The 14,750-nt window shown below is 55.0% G+C and carries 10 protein-coding genes, 3 rRNA genes and 1 riboswitch; of the genes, 10 read left to right on the forward strand and 3 right to left on the reverse strand.

The window, feature by feature from the left end; translation table 11 throughout:
• Positions 1 to 16: 16 nt before the first annotated feature.
• A riboswitch (TPP riboswitch) is annotated at positions 17 to 126 on the reverse strand.
• A 54-nt stretch (positions 127 to 180) separates the two neighbouring features.
• Entirely contained in the window at positions 181 to 678 is a 498-nt protein-coding gene (locus tag ACMGGH_RS06590; protein WP_028015105.1) for an Rsd/AlgQ family anti-sigma factor, read from the reverse strand.
• A 95-nt stretch (positions 679 to 773) separates the two neighbouring features.
• On the opposite strand from ACMGGH_RS06590, the gene nudC reads away from it, so the two are divergent.
• The 6 genes from nudC to ACMGGH_RS06620 all read left to right on the forward strand — a co-directional run bounded on the left by nudC (position 774) and on the right by ACMGGH_RS06620 (position 5,126).
• Positions 774 to 1,547 (forward strand): NAD(+) diphosphatase, encoded by a 774-nt coding sequence (nudC, locus tag ACMGGH_RS06595; protein ID WP_045630297.1) that lies wholly within the window; start codon positions 774 to 776, stop codon positions 1,545 to 1,547.
• Between the two features lie 38 nt (positions 1,548 to 1,585).
• A complete protein-coding gene (gene hemE / locus ACMGGH_RS06600) occupies positions 1,586 to 2,650 on the forward strand; it encodes a uroporphyrinogen decarboxylase (protein ID WP_010425930.1) in 1,065 nt (354 codons plus the stop codon).
• A 9-nt stretch (positions 2,651 to 2,659) separates the two neighbouring features.
• Positions 2,660 to 3,331: a deoxyribonuclease V gene (gene nfi, locus ACMGGH_RS06605; protein ID WP_010425928.1), complete on the forward strand. Its 672-nt coding sequence runs from the start codon at positions 2,660 to 2,662 to the stop codon at positions 3,329 to 3,331.
• Between the two features lie 41 nt (positions 3,332 to 3,372).
• Positions 3,373 to 3,963 carry a YjaG family protein gene (locus ACMGGH_RS06610; protein WP_022646712.1) on the forward strand — a complete coding sequence of 197 codons (591 nt, stop codon included), beginning with the start codon at positions 3,373 to 3,375 and terminating at the stop codon, positions 3,961 to 3,963.
• Between the two features lie 186 nt (positions 3,964 to 4,149).
• Positions 4,150 to 4,422 (forward strand): nucleoid-associated protein HU-alpha, encoded by a 273-nt coding sequence (gene hupA, locus ACMGGH_RS06615; protein ID WP_002445246.1) that lies wholly within the window; start codon positions 4,150 to 4,152, stop codon positions 4,420 to 4,422.
• 11 nt (positions 4,423 to 4,433) lie between these two features.
• Entirely contained in the window at positions 4,434 to 5,126 is a 693-nt protein-coding gene (locus ACMGGH_RS06620) for a DUF1481 domain-containing protein (RefSeq protein WP_232949172.1), read from the forward strand.
• Positions 5,127 to 5,173: 47 nt separating this feature from the next.
• Here ACMGGH_RS06620 and purD read toward each other — a convergent pair whose 3' ends face one another.
• Positions 5,174 to 6,466, reverse strand: coding sequence for a phosphoribosylamine--glycine ligase (gene purD, locus ACMGGH_RS06625; protein WP_232949170.1), 1,293 nt, complete (start codon positions 6,464 to 6,466; stop codon positions 5,174 to 5,176).
• A 15-nt stretch (positions 6,467 to 6,481) separates the two neighbouring features.
• Complete coding sequence (gene purH, locus ACMGGH_RS06630; RefSeq protein WP_232949171.1) at positions 6,482 to 8,071, reverse strand: bifunctional phosphoribosylaminoimidazolecarboxamide formyltransferase/IMP cyclohydrolase; 1,590 nt, start codon at positions 8,069 to 8,071, stop codon at positions 6,482 to 6,484.
• Between the two features lie 562 nt (positions 8,072 to 8,633).
• Here purH and ACMGGH_RS06635 point away from each other — a divergent pair.
• The 4 genes from ACMGGH_RS06635 to metA all read left to right on the forward strand — a co-directional run bounded on the left by ACMGGH_RS06635 (position 8,634) and on the right by metA (position 14,565).
• A 16S ribosomal RNA gene (locus ACMGGH_RS06635) occupies positions 8,634 to 10,173 on the forward strand.
• A gap of 199 nt (positions 10,174 to 10,372) precedes the next feature.
• Positions 10,373 to 13,276 (forward strand): 23S ribosomal RNA (locus tag ACMGGH_RS06640).
• Positions 13,277 to 13,343: 67 nt separating this feature from the next.
• Positions 13,344 to 13,459 (forward strand): 5S ribosomal RNA (rrf, locus tag ACMGGH_RS06645).
• Together the 16S, 23S and 5S rRNA genes form the textbook arrangement of a ribosomal RNA operon.
• 176 nt (positions 13,460 to 13,635) lie before the next feature.
• Positions 13,636 to 14,565 carry a homoserine O-acetyltransferase MetA gene (metA, locus tag ACMGGH_RS06650; protein WP_045631510.1) on the forward strand — a complete coding sequence of 310 codons (930 nt, stop codon included), beginning with the start codon at positions 13,636 to 13,638 and terminating at the stop codon, positions 14,563 to 14,565.
• The last annotated feature ends 185 nt before the right edge of the window (positions 14,566 to 14,750 follow it).

A 14,750-nucleotide genomic window follows, 5' to 3' on the forward strand; every position in this document is an offset into this window, starting at 1 on the left:
CCAGGGGCGATACAACAGCAGCGTGACTCTTGTTCCCTTCGCAGGTATTAACCTGATCAGGTTCCGCGGATCCCGAATTAACGGTCTCAGCCCGTGCTTACACACTGGGCACTCCGACAAGAAAAATCCCCCTCCGCAGAGGGGCGACTGGTTGTAAATTACTCGTTAACGGTTAAGAACTCAAGCAGGGCGCGCAACGTTATCGCTGCTGCTGATATTCAGGTTGTTATCCAGTACGAGGGCGATGAGCTTATCTTCCAGCGTGAATCGCTCTTCCAGCGCTTCGCCCAGGTCGGACAGCGCCTGCTGGAACTCAAGATAGTTATCGTGATCGATGGCGTTCTCGAGCGTGGAATCGTAATAGTCCATGATCTGCTGGGTATTGGCTTCCAGCTGCGGACAGAGTTTGCTGGCCGCTAAATACGGCGTTGTCCCTTCCATTTCGCGGATAATGCGTTCATAAATGTTGAAATGGCCGTCGGAGAGGTAGTCGACAAGGCTCTGACAAAAATCATCCAGCGCTTTTTCGTTCAGCCGCATAAAGGATTCTTTGCCAGGCTTAAGACCGACCAGATTGTAATACGCCACAAGGAGATGCTTGCGCACATGTAGCCAGCGATCCACCAGGGTGTTACTTCCTCCAACGCGCTCAGTCAGGCTTTCCAGCTGGTTTAACATGGTCGACTCCATAAGGTTTAGAATGGGATCTGCTTATCCAAAATGTAACCACAATGCTAACAACATGTCAGTGAAGCGAAGGTAGTGCAATAGATATGGATCGTATTATTGAAAAATCAGATCTGGGTTGGTGGATCGTCAGCCACGAACAAAAATTATGGCTGCCCTCAGGAGAGTTGCCCTACGGTGCCGCGGAAACGTTCGATCTGGTGGGCCAGCCCGCGCTGAAGATCGGCGAGTGGCAGGGCGATCCCGTGTGGTTGATCCAACAGGCGCGCCGTCAGGATATGGGATCCGTACGTCAGGTGTTAGATCTGGACGTCGGCCTGTTCCAGCTGGCGGGGCGCGGCGTACAGCTGGCGGAGTTTTACCGTTCGCACAAATATTGCGGTTACTGCGGCCACACCATGCACCCAAGCAAAACCGAATGGGCGCTGCTCTGCGGCCACTGCCGTGAACGCTACTACCCCCAAATCGCGCCGTGCATCATCGTCGCCATCCGCCGTGATGATTCCATCCTGCTGGCGCAGCATACCCGTCATCGCAACGGCATTCATACCGTCCTCGCCGGGTTCGTCGAAGTCGGCGAAACGCTGGAGCAGGCGGTGGCGCGCGAGGTGATGGAGGAGAGCAGCATCAAGGTGAAGAACCTGCGCTACGTGACCTCCCAGCCGTGGCCGTTCCCGATGTCTCTGATGACCGCGTTTATGGCGGAATATGACAGCGGCGAGATTGTTATCGACCAGAAAGAGCTGCTGGAGGCGAACTGGTACCGCTACGACAATTTACCGCTGTTACCCCCTCCGGGAACGGTGGCGCGTCGCCTGATAGAAGATACCGTGGCAATGTGTCGGGCCGAGTATGAGTAGTGTTACACTGACGGACTGACGCAATAAGGAACTGCAAAATGACCGAACTGAAGAACGATCGTTATCTGCGTGCGCTGCTGCGCCAGCCCGTTGATGTCACCCCGGTGTGGATGATGCGCCAGGCGGGACGCTATCTGCCAGAGTACAAAGCCACGCGCGCGCAGGCGGGCGATTTTATGTCGCTGTGCAAAAACGCCGAGCTGGCCTGTGAGGTGACGCTCCAGCCGCTGCGCCGCTTCCCGCTGGATGCCGCCATTCTCTTTTCGGACATTCTTACCATTCCGGACGCGATGGGCCTGGGGCTCTATTTCGAAACCGGCGAGGGCCCGCGCTTTACCTCGCCGATCAAAAGCAAAGCCGACGTCGATAAGCTGCCGATCCCCGATCCGGAAGGCGAACTGGGCTACGTGATGAACGCCGTGCGCACCATTCGCCGCGAGCTGAAAGGCGAAGTGCCGCTGATTGGGTTCTCCGGCAGCCCGTGGACGCTGGCCACCTACATGGTTGAAGGCGGCAGCAGCAAAGCCTTCACCATGATTAAAAAGATGATGTACGCCGAACCGCTGGCGCTGCATGCGCTGCTCGACAAGCTGGCGAAGAGCGTTACGCTCTACCTCAACGCGCAGATTAAAGCGGGCGCGCAGTCGGTGATGATTTTCGACACCTGGGGCGGCGTGCTGACCGGACGTGATTATCAGCAGTTCTCCCTGTACTACATGCACAAAATCGTTGACGGCCTGCTGCGTGAAAACGAAGGTCGCCGTGTGCCGGTGACGCTGTTCACCAAAGGTGGCGGCCAGTGGCTGGAAGCGATGGCGGCAACCGGCTGCGACGCGCTGGGCCTCGACTGGACCACCGATATTGCCGATGCGCGCCGTCGCGTGGGCGACAAAGTGGCGCTACAGGGCAACATGGACCCGTCCATGCTCTATGCTCAGCCTGCCCGTATCGAAGAGGAAGTGTCGACTATACTGTCTGGTTTCGGCCAGGGTGAAGGCCACGTCTTTAACCTCGGCCACGGCATTCATCAGGATGTGCCGCCTGAACACGCAGGCGTATTTGTGGAGGCGGTGCATCGGCTTTCTGCCCAGTATCACAAGTAAGGAGTGGTTATGGATCTCGCGTCGCTACGCGCTCAGCAAATCGAACTGGCTTCATCAGTGATCCGCGAGGATCGTCTGGATAAGGATCCCCCGCAGTACATTGGCGGGGCGGACGTCGGGTTCGAGCAGGGCGGTGAAGTGACGCGGGCGGCGATGGTGGTGCTGAAATACCCGTCGCTGGAGCTGGTGGAGTACAAGGTGGCGCGTATCGCCACCACCATGCCCTATATTCCCGGCTTTCTCTCCTTCCGCGAATACCCGGCGCTGCTGGCCGCGTGGGAGCAACTCTCGCAAAAACCTGACCTCCTGTTTGTTGACGGGCACGGTATCTCCCATCCGCGTCGCTTAGGCGTCGCCAGCCACTTTGGTCTGCTGGTGGACGTGCCGACCATCGGCGTGGCGAAAAAACGCCTGTGCGGCGCGTTTGAGCCGCTCTCTGCCGAACCGGGCGCGCTGGCGCCGCTTATCCATAAAGGCGAGCAGTTGGCGTGGGTCTGGCGCAGTAAAGCGCGCTGTAATCCGCTGTTTATCGCCACCGGGCATCGGGTGAGCATGGACAGCGCGCTGGCGTGGGTGCAGCGCTGCATGAAGGGCTACCGGTTACCGGAGCCAACCCGCTGGGCTGACGCCGTTGCCTCTTCACGTCCGGCATTCATTCGTTGGCAGGAAATTCAGCCGTGATTCAGGTAAACTGCGGCTAATTTTCGATTCGAGACATCATCATGTTACAAAACCCGATTCATCTGCGCCTTGAGAAGCTGGAAAGCTGGCAGCACGTGACGTTTATGGCTTGCCTGTGCGAGCGCATGTATCCCAACTATGCCGCGTTCTGTAAGCAAACGGAGTTTGGCGAAGGCCAGATTTATCGACGTATCCTGGATTTGATCTGGGAGACGCTGACGGTGAAAGACGCAAAGGTGAACTTCGATTCACAGCTCGAAAAGCTGGAAGAGGCGATCCCGGCGGCGGACGATTACGACCTGTACGGCGTTTATCCGGCTATCGACGCTTGCGTGGCGTTGAGCGAGCTGATCCACTCCCGTCTGAGCGGTGAAACGCTGGAGCACGCCATTGAAGTCAGTAAGGCATCCATCACGACCGTCGCGATGCTGGAAATGACGCAGGAAGGCCGTGAAATGACCGACGAAGAGCTACGTGCTAACCCGGCGGTTGAACAGGAATGGGATATTCAGTGGGAGATTTTCCGCCTGCTGGCAGAGTGTGAAGAGCGTGATATTGAGCTGATCAAAGGGCTGCGCGCGGACCTACGTGAGGCCGGTGAGAGCAATATTGGTATAATTTTTAACCAATGAGACAACAAAACGTGATTTAACGCCTGTTTTGTCGCACCTCGACTCTTCCCTTCTGCCCCCCGTCTGGTCTACATTTGGGGGGCGAAAAAAAGTGGCTATCGGTGCGTGTATGCAGGAGAGTGCTTTTTTGGCATTTTCGTCGCACTCGATGCTTAGCAAGCGATAAACACATTGAAAGGATAACTTATGAACAAGACTCAACTGATTGATGTAATTGCGGACAAGGCTGATCTGTCTAAAGTGCAGGCTAAAGCTGCTCTGGAATCTACCCTGGCTGCTATTACTGAGTCTCTGAAAGAAGGCGATGCTGTACAACTGGTTGGTTTCGGTACCTTCAAAGTGAACCACCGCGCTGAGCGTACTGGCCGCAACCCGCAGACCGGTAAAGAAATCAAAATCGCCGCAGCTAACGTGCCGGCATTTGTTTCTGGTAAAGCACTGAAAGACGCAGTTAAGTAAGACGCGTGGCAGTGAACAGTTTTAACGAAGGGGCGGCAACGCCCCTTTTGTCATTCTGGCGTGGCACGCTCGCGCTGGCAGGCGTACTGTTGCTGTCTGCCTGTAGCCATGACTCCTCACTCCCCCCGTTTACCGCCAGCGGCTACGCTGACAACCAGGGCGCGGTCAGGATCTGGCGCAAAGATTCCAGCGATGAAGTCCATATGCTTACCGCGTTCAGCCCGTGGCATAACGGCAACACCTCGACCGCAGAGTACCGCTGGCAGGGCGATGCGCTATCGCTGATTGAACTGAACATCTACAGCAAGACCCCTGAACACGTGAAGGTGCGTTTCGACGACCACGGCGAGCTGAGCTTTATGCAGCATGAAGTCAGCGGGTTGAAACAGCAGCTTTCCAGCGATCAGGTCGCCCTTTACCGCTACCGCGCCGAACAGCTCCGTCAGACCAGCGACGCGCTGCGTCAGGGCCGCGTGGTGCTGCGCCAGGGGCGCTGGCATGCCGATGGCACGGTGACCACCTGCGAAGGGCAGACCGTAAAGCCTGAGCTTGAATCCTGGGCAACCGAACACATTCAGCGCCGTCAGCGGCATTCGTCTATGGAAGTGAGCGTGGCGTGGCTTGAGGCGCCGGAAGGCTCTCAGCTGCTGCTGGTGGCGAACGAAGACTTCTGCAACTGGCAGCCGACAGAGAAAAGTTTTTGATTTAAGTTCCCTCTCCCTTGAGGGAGAGGGTTAGGGTGAGGGGGAAATTACTCTCCCTGCTCCCGCGCAATGGCACGATAACCGATATCCTGACGGCTGAAGCTGCCGTTCCAGTGAATATCCGCCATTAGCGCATAGGCGCGTTTCTGCGCTTCTGCCACGGTCTGACCCAGCGCGGTCGCACACAGCACGCGGCCGCCGTTGGTCAGCACGCGGTCGTCGTCAGCCAGCTTCGTACCGGCATGGAACACCTTCGCGCCGTCAATCTCTTCCAGCGGCAGGCCGTGGATCTCATCTCCGGTGCTGTAGTTCCCCGGATAGCCACCCGCAGCAATCACCACGCCCAGAGACGCACGCTCGTCCCACTCTGAGGTTTTCTCGTCCAGCTTGCCTTCGCAGGCCGCCAGGCACAGATCCACCAGGTCGGATTTCATGCGCAGCATGATCGGCTGGGTTTCCGGATCGCCAAAGCGGCAGTTGAATTCAATCACCTTCGGGTTACCCTGCTTGTCAATCATCAGGCCCGCGTAGAGGAAGCCGGTGTAGGTATTGCCTTCCGCCGCCATGCCCTTCACGGTAGGCCAGATGATGCGGTCCATGGTGCGCTGATGCACCTCATCGGTAACAACGGGCGCAGGGGAGTAAGCGCCCATCCCGCCGGTGTTGGGGCCGGTATCGCCATTGCCCACGCGCTTGTGATCCTGGCTGGTGGCCATCGGCAGAACGTGCTCGCCGTCGACCATCACGATAAAGCTCGCCTCTTCGCCGTCGAGGAACTCTTCGATCACGATGCGGTGGCCCGCGTCGCCAAAGGCGTTGCCTGCCAGCATATCCTGAACGGCCGCTTCGGCTTCTTCGAGCGTCATCGCCACGATAACGCCTTTCCCGGCGGCCAGACCGTCGGCTTTGATGACAATCGGCGCGCCTTTTTCACGCAGGTAAGCCAGCGCGGGCTCGACGTCGGTGAAGTTCTGATACTCCGCCGTCGGAATGTTATGACGCGCGAGGAAATCTTTGGTGAAGGCTTTTGAGCCTTCCAGCTGTGCGGCACCTTCCGTTGGGCCGAAGATTTTCAGGCCAGCGGCGCGGAAGGCGTCTACGACGCCAATCACCAGCGGCGCTTCCGGGCCCACGATGGTCAGATCGATGTTCTCGCTCTGGGCAAAGCTCAGCAGCGCCGGGATATCGGTCACGCCGATAGCCACGTTCTGCAGCGCGGGTTCCAGTGCGGTACCGGCGTTGCCCGGTGCCACGAAGACGGTTTTAACCTGCGGAGACTGCGCCGCTTTCCACGCCAGCGCGTGCTCGCGCCCGCCGTTACCAATCACTAATACTTTCATTTTCTGCTCCGGGAATTAATGGCGGAAGTGGCGCATGTCGGTGAAGATCATTGCGATGCCGTGTTCGTCGGCAGCGGCAATCACCTCGTCGTCGCGGATAGAGCCGCCAGGCTGGATCACACAGGTGATGCCCACCGCAGCCGCAGCGTCGATACCGTCACGGAACGGGAAGAAGGCGTCAGAGGCCATGGCGGAGCCTTTCACTTCCAGGCCTTCGTCGCCTGCTTTGATACCGGCAATTTTCGCAGAGTAAACGCGGCTCATCTGGCCTGCGCCTATCCCGATGGTCATGTTCTCTTTGGCGTAGACAATGGCGTTAGACTTCACGAACTTCGCCACTTTCCAGCAGAACAGCGCGTCGCGCAGCTCCTGTTCGGTCGGCTGACGTTTGGTCACCACGCGCAGGTCGGCTTCTGTCACCATACCCAAATCGCGATCCTGAACCAGCAGACCGCCATTCACGCGCTTGAAGTCCAGGCCCGGCAAGCGCTCCGCCCACTGGCCGCAAACCAGTACGCGCACGTTCTGTTTCGCCGAGGTGATTTTCAGCGCTTCTTCGGACGCGGATGGCGCGATGATCACTTCGACAAACTGGCGGGAGATAATGGCCTGCGCGGTCTCAGCATCCAGCTCGCGGTTGAAGGCAATAATGCCGCCGAATGCGGAGGTCGGGTCGGTTTTGTAGGCGCGATCGTAGGCATCCAGAATAGAGGTGCTTACCGCAACGCCGCACGGGTTGGCGTGCTTGACGATAACGCAGGCCGGCTCGCTGAACTCTTTCACGCATTCCAGTGCGGCGTCGGTGTCGGCAATGTTGTTATAGGAAAGGGCTTTGCCCTGAACCTGCTGTGCGGTCGCAACGGAGGCTTCCTTGACCTCTTCTTCTATATAGAAGGCAGCCTGCTGGTGGCTGTTCTCACCGTAACGCATATCCTGCTTCTTAATGAAGTTCAGGTTCAGGGTGCGCGGGAAGCGGCCAGAAGGATCTTTGCTTTCACCGTGGTAGGCAGGAACCAGGCTACCGAAGTAGTTGGCAATCATGCTGTCGTACGCGGCGGTGTGTTCGAACGCCTTAATCGCAAGGTCGAAGCGGGTTTCGAGAGTGAGGGAGCCGTCGTTAGCATCCATCTCATTAATAATGGCGCTGTAGTCGCTGCTCTTCACCACGATGGCCACATCTTTATGGTTCTTCGCCGCGGAGCGCACCATGGTTGGGCCGCCAATATCAATATTCTCAACCGCATCTTCCAGAGAGCAGCCTTCGCGGGCGACGGTCTGGGCAAACGGGTAGAGGTTAACAACAACCATATCGATAGGCGCGATATCATGCTGTTCCATAATGCCGTCGTCCTGACCGCGACGGCCCAGAATGCCGCCGTGCACTTTCGGATGCAGGGTTTTGACGCGTCCATCCATCATTTCCGGGAAACCGGTGTAGTCGGACACTTCGGTTACCGGCAGACCTTTATCTGCTAACAGGCGAGCGGTACCGCCTGTAGAAAGCAGCTCCACACCGCGTGCGGAAAGTGCCTGAGCGAATTCAACGATACCGGCTTTATCAGAAACACTGAGCAGAGCGCGGCGGACTGGACGACGTTGTTGCATGGTAAATCCCCTGGATTTCACGATTACAGAGAGCGTTAGATGAATTTTCCAGCGAAAAACTCATCTAACACACCTGACGAGGCCTCCTTGTTAAGCGCGAGCATTTTAACGAAAACGTTTGCGCAACGCTCGCATATTTTCACTTTTTCGAAGCACTGTGGATAACTCTGTGTGTAAAAGGGTATAAGGCGGGGTTTTGCTGGGGAATGCAGCAGTCAGTCATTTTTCTGTCATTTAGCGGTTGCGGCCCGCGGAGAACTCCCTATAATGCGCCTCCATCGACACGGCGGATGTGAATCACTTCACAGTTAACCCGGTCGGTTGAAGAGAAAAAATCCTGAAATAACGGGTTGACTCTGAAAGAGGAAAGCGTAATATACGCCACCTCGCAACGGTGAGCTGAAAGCCGCGTTGCAACTGCTCTTTAACAATTTATCAGACAATCTGTGTGGGCACTCAAAGTGACATGGATTCTTAACGTCCTCGGACGAAAAATGAATACCAAGTCTCTGAGTGAACATACGTAATTCATTACGAAGTTTAATTCACGAGCATCAAACTTAAATTGAAGAGTTTGATCATGGCTCAGATTGAACGCTGGCGGCAGGCCTAACACATGCAAGTCGAACGGTAGCACAGAGAGCTTGCTCTCGGGTGACGAGTGGCGGACGGGTGAGTAATGTCTGGGAAACTGCCTGATGGAGGGGGATAACTACTGGAAACGGTAGCTAATACCGCATAACGTCGCAAGACCAAAGAGGGGGACCTTCGGGCCTCTTGCCATCAGATGTGCCCAGATGGGATTAGCTAGTAGGTGGGGTAACGGCTCACCTAGGCGACGATCCCTAGCTGGTCTGAGAGGATGACCAGCCACACTGGAACTGAGACACGGTCCAGACTCCTACGGGAGGCAGCAGTGGGGAATATTGCACAATGGGCGCAAGCCTGATGCAGCCATGCCGCGTGTATGAAGAAGGCCTTCGGGTTGTAAAGTACTTTCAGCGGGGAGGAAGGTGTTGAGGTTAATAACCTCAGCAATTGACGTTACCCGCAGAAGAAGCACCGGCTAACTCCGTGCCAGCAGCCGCGGTAATACGGAGGGTGCAAGCGTTAATCGGAATTACTGGGCGTAAAGCGCACGCAGGCGGTCTGTCAAGTCGGATGTGAAATCCCCGGGCTCAACCTGGGAACTGCATTCGAAACTGGCAGGCTAGAGTCTTGTAGAGGGGGGTAGAATTCCAGGTGTAGCGGTGAAATGCGTAGAGATCTGGAGGAATACCGGTGGCGAAGGCGGCCCCCTGGACAAAGACTGACGCTCAGGTGCGAAAGCGTGGGGAGCAAACAGGATTAGATACCCTGGTAGTCCACGCCGTAAACGATGTCGACTTGGAGGTTGTGCCCTTGAGGCGTGGCTTCCGGAGCTAACGCGTTAAGTCGACCGCCTGGGGAGTACGGCCGCAAGGTTAAAACTCAAATGAATTGACGGGGGCCCGCACAAGCGGTGGAGCATGTGGTTTAATTCGATGCAACGCGAAGAACCTTACCTACTCTTGACATCCAGAGAACTTAGCAGAGATGCTTTGGTGCCTTCGGGAACTCTGAGACAGGTGCTGCATGGCTGTCGTCAGCTCGTGTTGTGAAATGTTGGGTTAAGTCCCGCAACGAGCGCAACCCTTATCCTTTGTTGCCAGCGGTCCGGCCGGGAACTCAAAGGAGACTGCCAGTGATAAACTGGAGGAAGGTGGGGATGACGTCAAGTCATCATGGCCCTTACGAGTAGGGCTACACACGTGCTACAATGGCGCATACAAAGAGAAGCGACCTCGCGAGAGCAAGCGGACCTCATAAAGTGCGTCGTAGTCCGGATTGGAGTCTGCAACTCGACTCCATGAAGTCGGAATCGCTAGTAATCGTGGATCAGAATGCCACGGTGAATACGTTCCCGGGCCTTGTACACACCGCCCGTCACACCATGGGAGTGGGTTGCAAAAGAAGTAGGTAGCTTAACCTTCGGGAGGGCGCTTACCACTTTGTGATTCATGACTGGGGTGAAGTCGTAACAAGGTAACCGTAGGGGAACCTGCGGTTGGATCACCTCCTTACCTTAAAGAACCTGCCTTTGCAGTGCTCACACAGATTGTCTGATGAATGATGAACTTCTGAATGTACTTTTGAGTGCATTAAGAAGTTTTGCTCTTTAAAAATCTGGATCAAGCTGAAAATTGAAACGACACATCTTTAATGGTGTGTTCGAGTCTCTCAAATTTTCGCAATCAGAAGTGAAACATCTTCGGGTTGTGAGGTTAAGCGACTAAGCGTACACGGTGGATGCCCTGGCAGTCAGAGGCGATGAAGGACGTGCTAATCTGCGAAAAGCGACGGCGAGGTGATATGAACCTTTGACCCGTCGATGTCCGAATGGGGAAACCCAGTGTGTTTCGACACACTATCGTTAACTGAATACATAGGTTAACGAGGCGAACCGGGGGAACTGAAACATCTAAGTACCCCGAGGAAAAGAAATCAACCGAGATTCCCCCAGTAGCGGCGAGCGAACGGGGAGCAGCCCGGAGTCTGAATCAGCTTGTGTGTTAGTGGAAGCGTCTGGAAAGTCGCACGGTACAGGGTGACAGTCCCGTACACGAAAATGCACAGGTTGTGAACTCGAAGAGTAGGGCGGGACACGTGGTATCCTGTCTGAATATGGGGGGACCATCCTCCAAGGCTAAATACTCCTGACTGACCGATAGTGAACCAGTACCGTGAGGGAAAGGCGAAAAGAACCCCGGCGAGGGGAGTGAAAAAGAACCTGAAACCGTGTACGTACAAGCAGTGGGAGCACCTTCGTGGTGTGACTGCGTACCTTTTGTATAATGGGTCAGCGACTTATATTCTGTAGCAAGGTTAACCGTATAGGGGAGCCGAAGGGAAACCGAGTCTTAACTGGGCGTTAAGTTGCAGGGTATAGACCCGAAACCCGGTGATCTAGCCATGGGCAGGTTGAAGGTTGGGTAACACTAACTGGAGGACCGAACCGACTAATGTTGAAAAATTAGCGGATGACCTGTGGCTGGGGGTGAAAGGCCAATCAAACCGGGAGATAGCTGGTTCTCCCCGAAAGCTATTTAGGTAGCGCCTCGTGAACTCATCTTCGGGGGTAGAGCACTGTTTCGGCTAGGGGGCCATCCCGGCTTACCAACCCGATGCAAACTACGAATACCGAAGAATGTTATCACGGGAGACACACGGCGGGTGCTAACGTCCGTCGTGAAGAGGGAAACAACCCAGACCGCCAGCTAAGGTCCCAAAGTCATGGTTAAGTGGGAAACGATGTGGGAAGGCACAGACAGCCAGGATGTTGGCTTAGAAGCAGCCATCATTTAAAGAAAGCGTAATAGCTCACTGGTCGAGTCGGCCTGCGCGGAAGATGTAACGGGGCTAAACCATGCACCGAAGCTGCGGCAGCGACACTATGTGTTGTTGGGTAGGGGAGCGTTCTGTAAGCCGTTGAAGGTGTGCTGTGAGGCATGCTGGAGGTATCAGAAGTGCGAATGCTGACATAAGTAACGATAAAGCGGGTGAAAAGCCCGCTCGCCGGAAGACCAAGGGTTCCTGTCCAACGTTAATCGGGGCAGGGTGAGTCGACCCCTAAGGCGAGGCCGAAAGGCGTAGTCGATGGGAAACAGGTTAATATTCCTGTACTTGGTGTTACTGCGAAGGGGGGACGGAGAAGGCTATGTCAGCCGGGCGACGGTTGTCCCGGTTTAAGCGTGTAGGTGTGTGTTCCAGGCAAATCCGGTTCACTTTAACACTGAGGCGTGATGACGAGGCACTACGGTGCTGAAGTGATAAATGCCCTGCTTCCAGGAAAAGCCTCTAAGCATCAGGTAACACGAAATCGTACCCCAAACCGACACAGGTGGTCAGGTAGAGAATACCAAGGCGCTTGAGAGAACTCGGGTGAAGGAACTAGGCAAAATGGTGCCGTAACTTCGGGAGAAGGCACGCTGATATGTAGGTGAAGCCCCTGCGGGCGGAGCTGAAATCAGTCGAAGATACCAGCTGGCTGCAACTGTTTATTAAAAACACAGCACTGTGCAAACACGAAAGTGGACGTATACGGTGTGACGCCTGCCCGGTGCCGGAAGGTTAATTGATGGGGTTAGCGGCAACGCGAAGCTCTTGATCGAAGCCCCGGTAAACGGCGGCCGTAACTATAACGGTCCTAAGGTAGCGAAATTCCTTGTCGGGTAAGTTCCGACCTGCACGAATGGCGTAATGATGGCCAGGCTGTCTCCACCCGAGACTCAGTGAAATTGAACTCGCTGTGAAGATGCAGTGTACCCGCGGCAAGACGGAAAGACCCCGTGAACCTTTACTATAGCTTGACACTGAACACTGGTCCTTGATGTGTAGGATAGGTGGGAGGCTTTGAAGCGTGGACGCCAGTCTGCGTGGAGCCGTCCTTGAAATACCACCCTTTAATGGCTGGTGTTCTAACGTGGACCCGTAATCCGGGTTGCGGACAGTGTCTGGTGGGTAGTTTGACTGGGGCGGTCTCCTCCCAAAGAGTAACGGAGGAGCACGAAGGTTAGCTAATCCTGGTCGGACATCAGGAGGTTAGTGCAATGGCATAAGCTAGCTTGACTGCGAGAGTGACGGCTCGAGCAGGTGCGAAAGCAGGTCATAGTGATCCGGTGGTTCTGAATGGAAGGGCCATCGCTCAACGGATAAAAGGTACTCCGGGGATAACAGGCTGATACCGCCCAAGAGTTCATATCGACGGCGGTGTTTGGCACCTCGATGTCGGCTCATCACATCCTGGGGCTGAAGTAGGTCCCAAGGGTATGGCTGTTCGCCATTTAAAGTGGTACGCGAGCTGGGTTTAGAACGTCGTGAGACAGTTCGGTCCCTATCTGCCGTGGGCGCTGGAGAATTGAGGGGGGCTGCTCCTAGTACGAGAGGACCGGAGTGGACGCATCACTGGTGTTCGGGTTGTCATGCCAATGGCACTGCCCGGTAGCTAAATGCGGAAGAGATAAGTGCTGAAAGCATCTAAGCACGAAACTTGCCCCGAGATGAGTTCTCCCTGAGACTATAAGTCTCCTGAAGGAACGTTGAAGACGACGACGTTGATAGGCCGGGTGTGTAAGCGCAGCGATGCGTTGAGCTAACCGGTACTAATGAACCGTGAGGCTTAACCTTACAACGCCGAAGGTGTTTTGGCGGTGAGAGAGACGATTTTCAGCCTGATACAGATTAACAGAATTTGCCTGGCGGCTTTAGCGCGGTGGTCCCACCTGACCCCATGCCGAACTCAGAAGTGAAACGCCGTAGCGCCGATGGTAGTGTGGGGTCTCCCCATGTGAGAGTAGGGAACTGCCAGGCATCAATCAAGAAGAACCCCGTACCGTAAGGTGCGGGGTTTTTTGCTTTTGTTTTTCTCCCTCTTCCTGAAACTTTCTCACCTTCGACTTGCAGGCTCGACATTCATACCATTTCTGGGTATCGTTAGCTGTCTGGATGTCTAAACGTTTATACGTATATTGTGAGGAAGTAAGGTTATGCCGATTCGGGTGCAGGACGAGCTACCAGCCGTCAATTTCTTACGTGAAGAGAACGTCTTCGTGATGACGGCTTCACGCGCGACAGGTCAGGAAATTCGCCCGCTGAAGGTTCTCATCCTCAACCTGATGCCGAAAAAGATTGAGACGGAGAATCAGTTTCTGCGTCTGCTGTCGAACTCCCCGCTGCAGGTCGATATTCAACTGCTGCGTATTGATGCCCGCGAGTCACGTAACACGCCCTCTGAGCATCTGAATAACTTCTACTGTAACTTCGAAGATATTCGGGGGGAAAACTTCGACGGACTGATTGTGACAGGCGCGCCGCTCGGTCTGGTTGAATTTAACGATGTTGCTTACTGGCCGCAGATCAAACAGGTGCTGGAATGGGCAAAAGATCACGTCACGTCAACGCTGTTTGTCTGCTGGGCGGTACAGGCCGCACTCAACATTCTCTACGGTATTCCCAAGCAAACCCGCACTCAAAAGCTCTCCGGCGTATACGAACACCACATTCTTCATCCACACGCGCTGCTGACGCGTGGTTTTGATGACACCTTCCTGGCCCCGCATTCCCGCTACGCCGATTTTCCGGCCCAGCTGATTCGTGATTACACCGATCTGGAGATCCTGGCCGAAACGGAAGACGGGGATGCCTACCTGTTTGCCAGTAAAGACAAACGTATCGCGTTCGTTACCGGCCATCCTGAGTATGATCCCGATACTCTCGCATCAGAGTATTTCCGTGATGTCGAAGCGGGTCTTAATCCGGATATCCCGTACAACTATTTCCCGAAAAACGATCCGCAAAACAAACCAAGGGCCACCTGGCGCAGCCACGGAAATCTGCTGTTCACTAACTGGCTCAACTATTACGTCTACCAGATTACGCCGTACGATCTTCGCCACATGAATCCGACGCTGGAGTAATCGTCTGCATTAAACGATCCTAAAGCGTTTCAGCTATTCAGATCAGGCACCTTCGGGTGCCTTTTTTATTTCCGAAATCCCGTTCAACATGCCAGGAAACTTTAACTCCATATTAATCATCATGTTGCGTTGTAATTAAAATTAAAATGGAAATTGTTTTTGATTTTGGAAAAATTATAGATAGT

Origin of the sequence: Enterobacter sp. BNK-16, from assembly GCF_048684955.1 — a bacterium.
GTDB classification, from domain to species: Bacteria; Pseudomonadota; Gammaproteobacteria; order Enterobacterales; family Enterobacteriaceae; genus Enterobacter; species Enterobacter bugandensis.

Bases quoted from the DNA above. Each gene is read 5' to 3' on its own strand.
- ACMGGH_RS06590 (WP_028015105.1), bottom strand. From the start codon at position 678: ATGTTAAACCAGCTGGAAAGCCTGACTGAGCGCGTTGGAGGAAGTAAC.
- nudC (WP_045630297.1), top strand. From the start codon at position 774: ATGGATCGTATTATTGAAAAATCAGATCTGGGTTGGTGGATCGTCAGC.
- hemE (WP_010425930.1), top strand. From the start codon at position 1,586: ATGACCGAACTGAAGAACGATCGTTATCTGCGTGCGCTGCTGCGCCAG.
- nfi (WP_010425928.1), top strand. From the start codon at position 2,660: ATGGATCTCGCGTCGCTACGCGCTCAGCAAATCGAACTGGCTTCATCA.
- ACMGGH_RS06610 (WP_022646712.1), top strand. From the start codon at position 3,373: ATGTTACAAAACCCGATTCATCTGCGCCTTGAGAAGCTGGAAAGCTGG.
- hupA (WP_002445246.1), top strand. From the start codon at position 4,150: ATGAACAAGACTCAACTGATTGATGTAATTGCGGACAAGGCTGATCTG.
- purD (WP_232949170.1), bottom strand. From the start codon at position 6,466: ATGAAAGTATTAGTGATTGGTAACGGCGGGCGCGAGCACGCGCTGGCG.
- purH (WP_232949171.1), bottom strand. From the start codon at position 8,071: ATGCAACAACGTCGTCCAGTCCGCCGCGCTCTGCTCAGTGTTTCTGAT.
- metA (WP_045631510.1), top strand. From the start codon at position 13,636: ATGCCGATTCGGGTGCAGGACGAGCTACCAGCCGTCAATTTCTTACGT.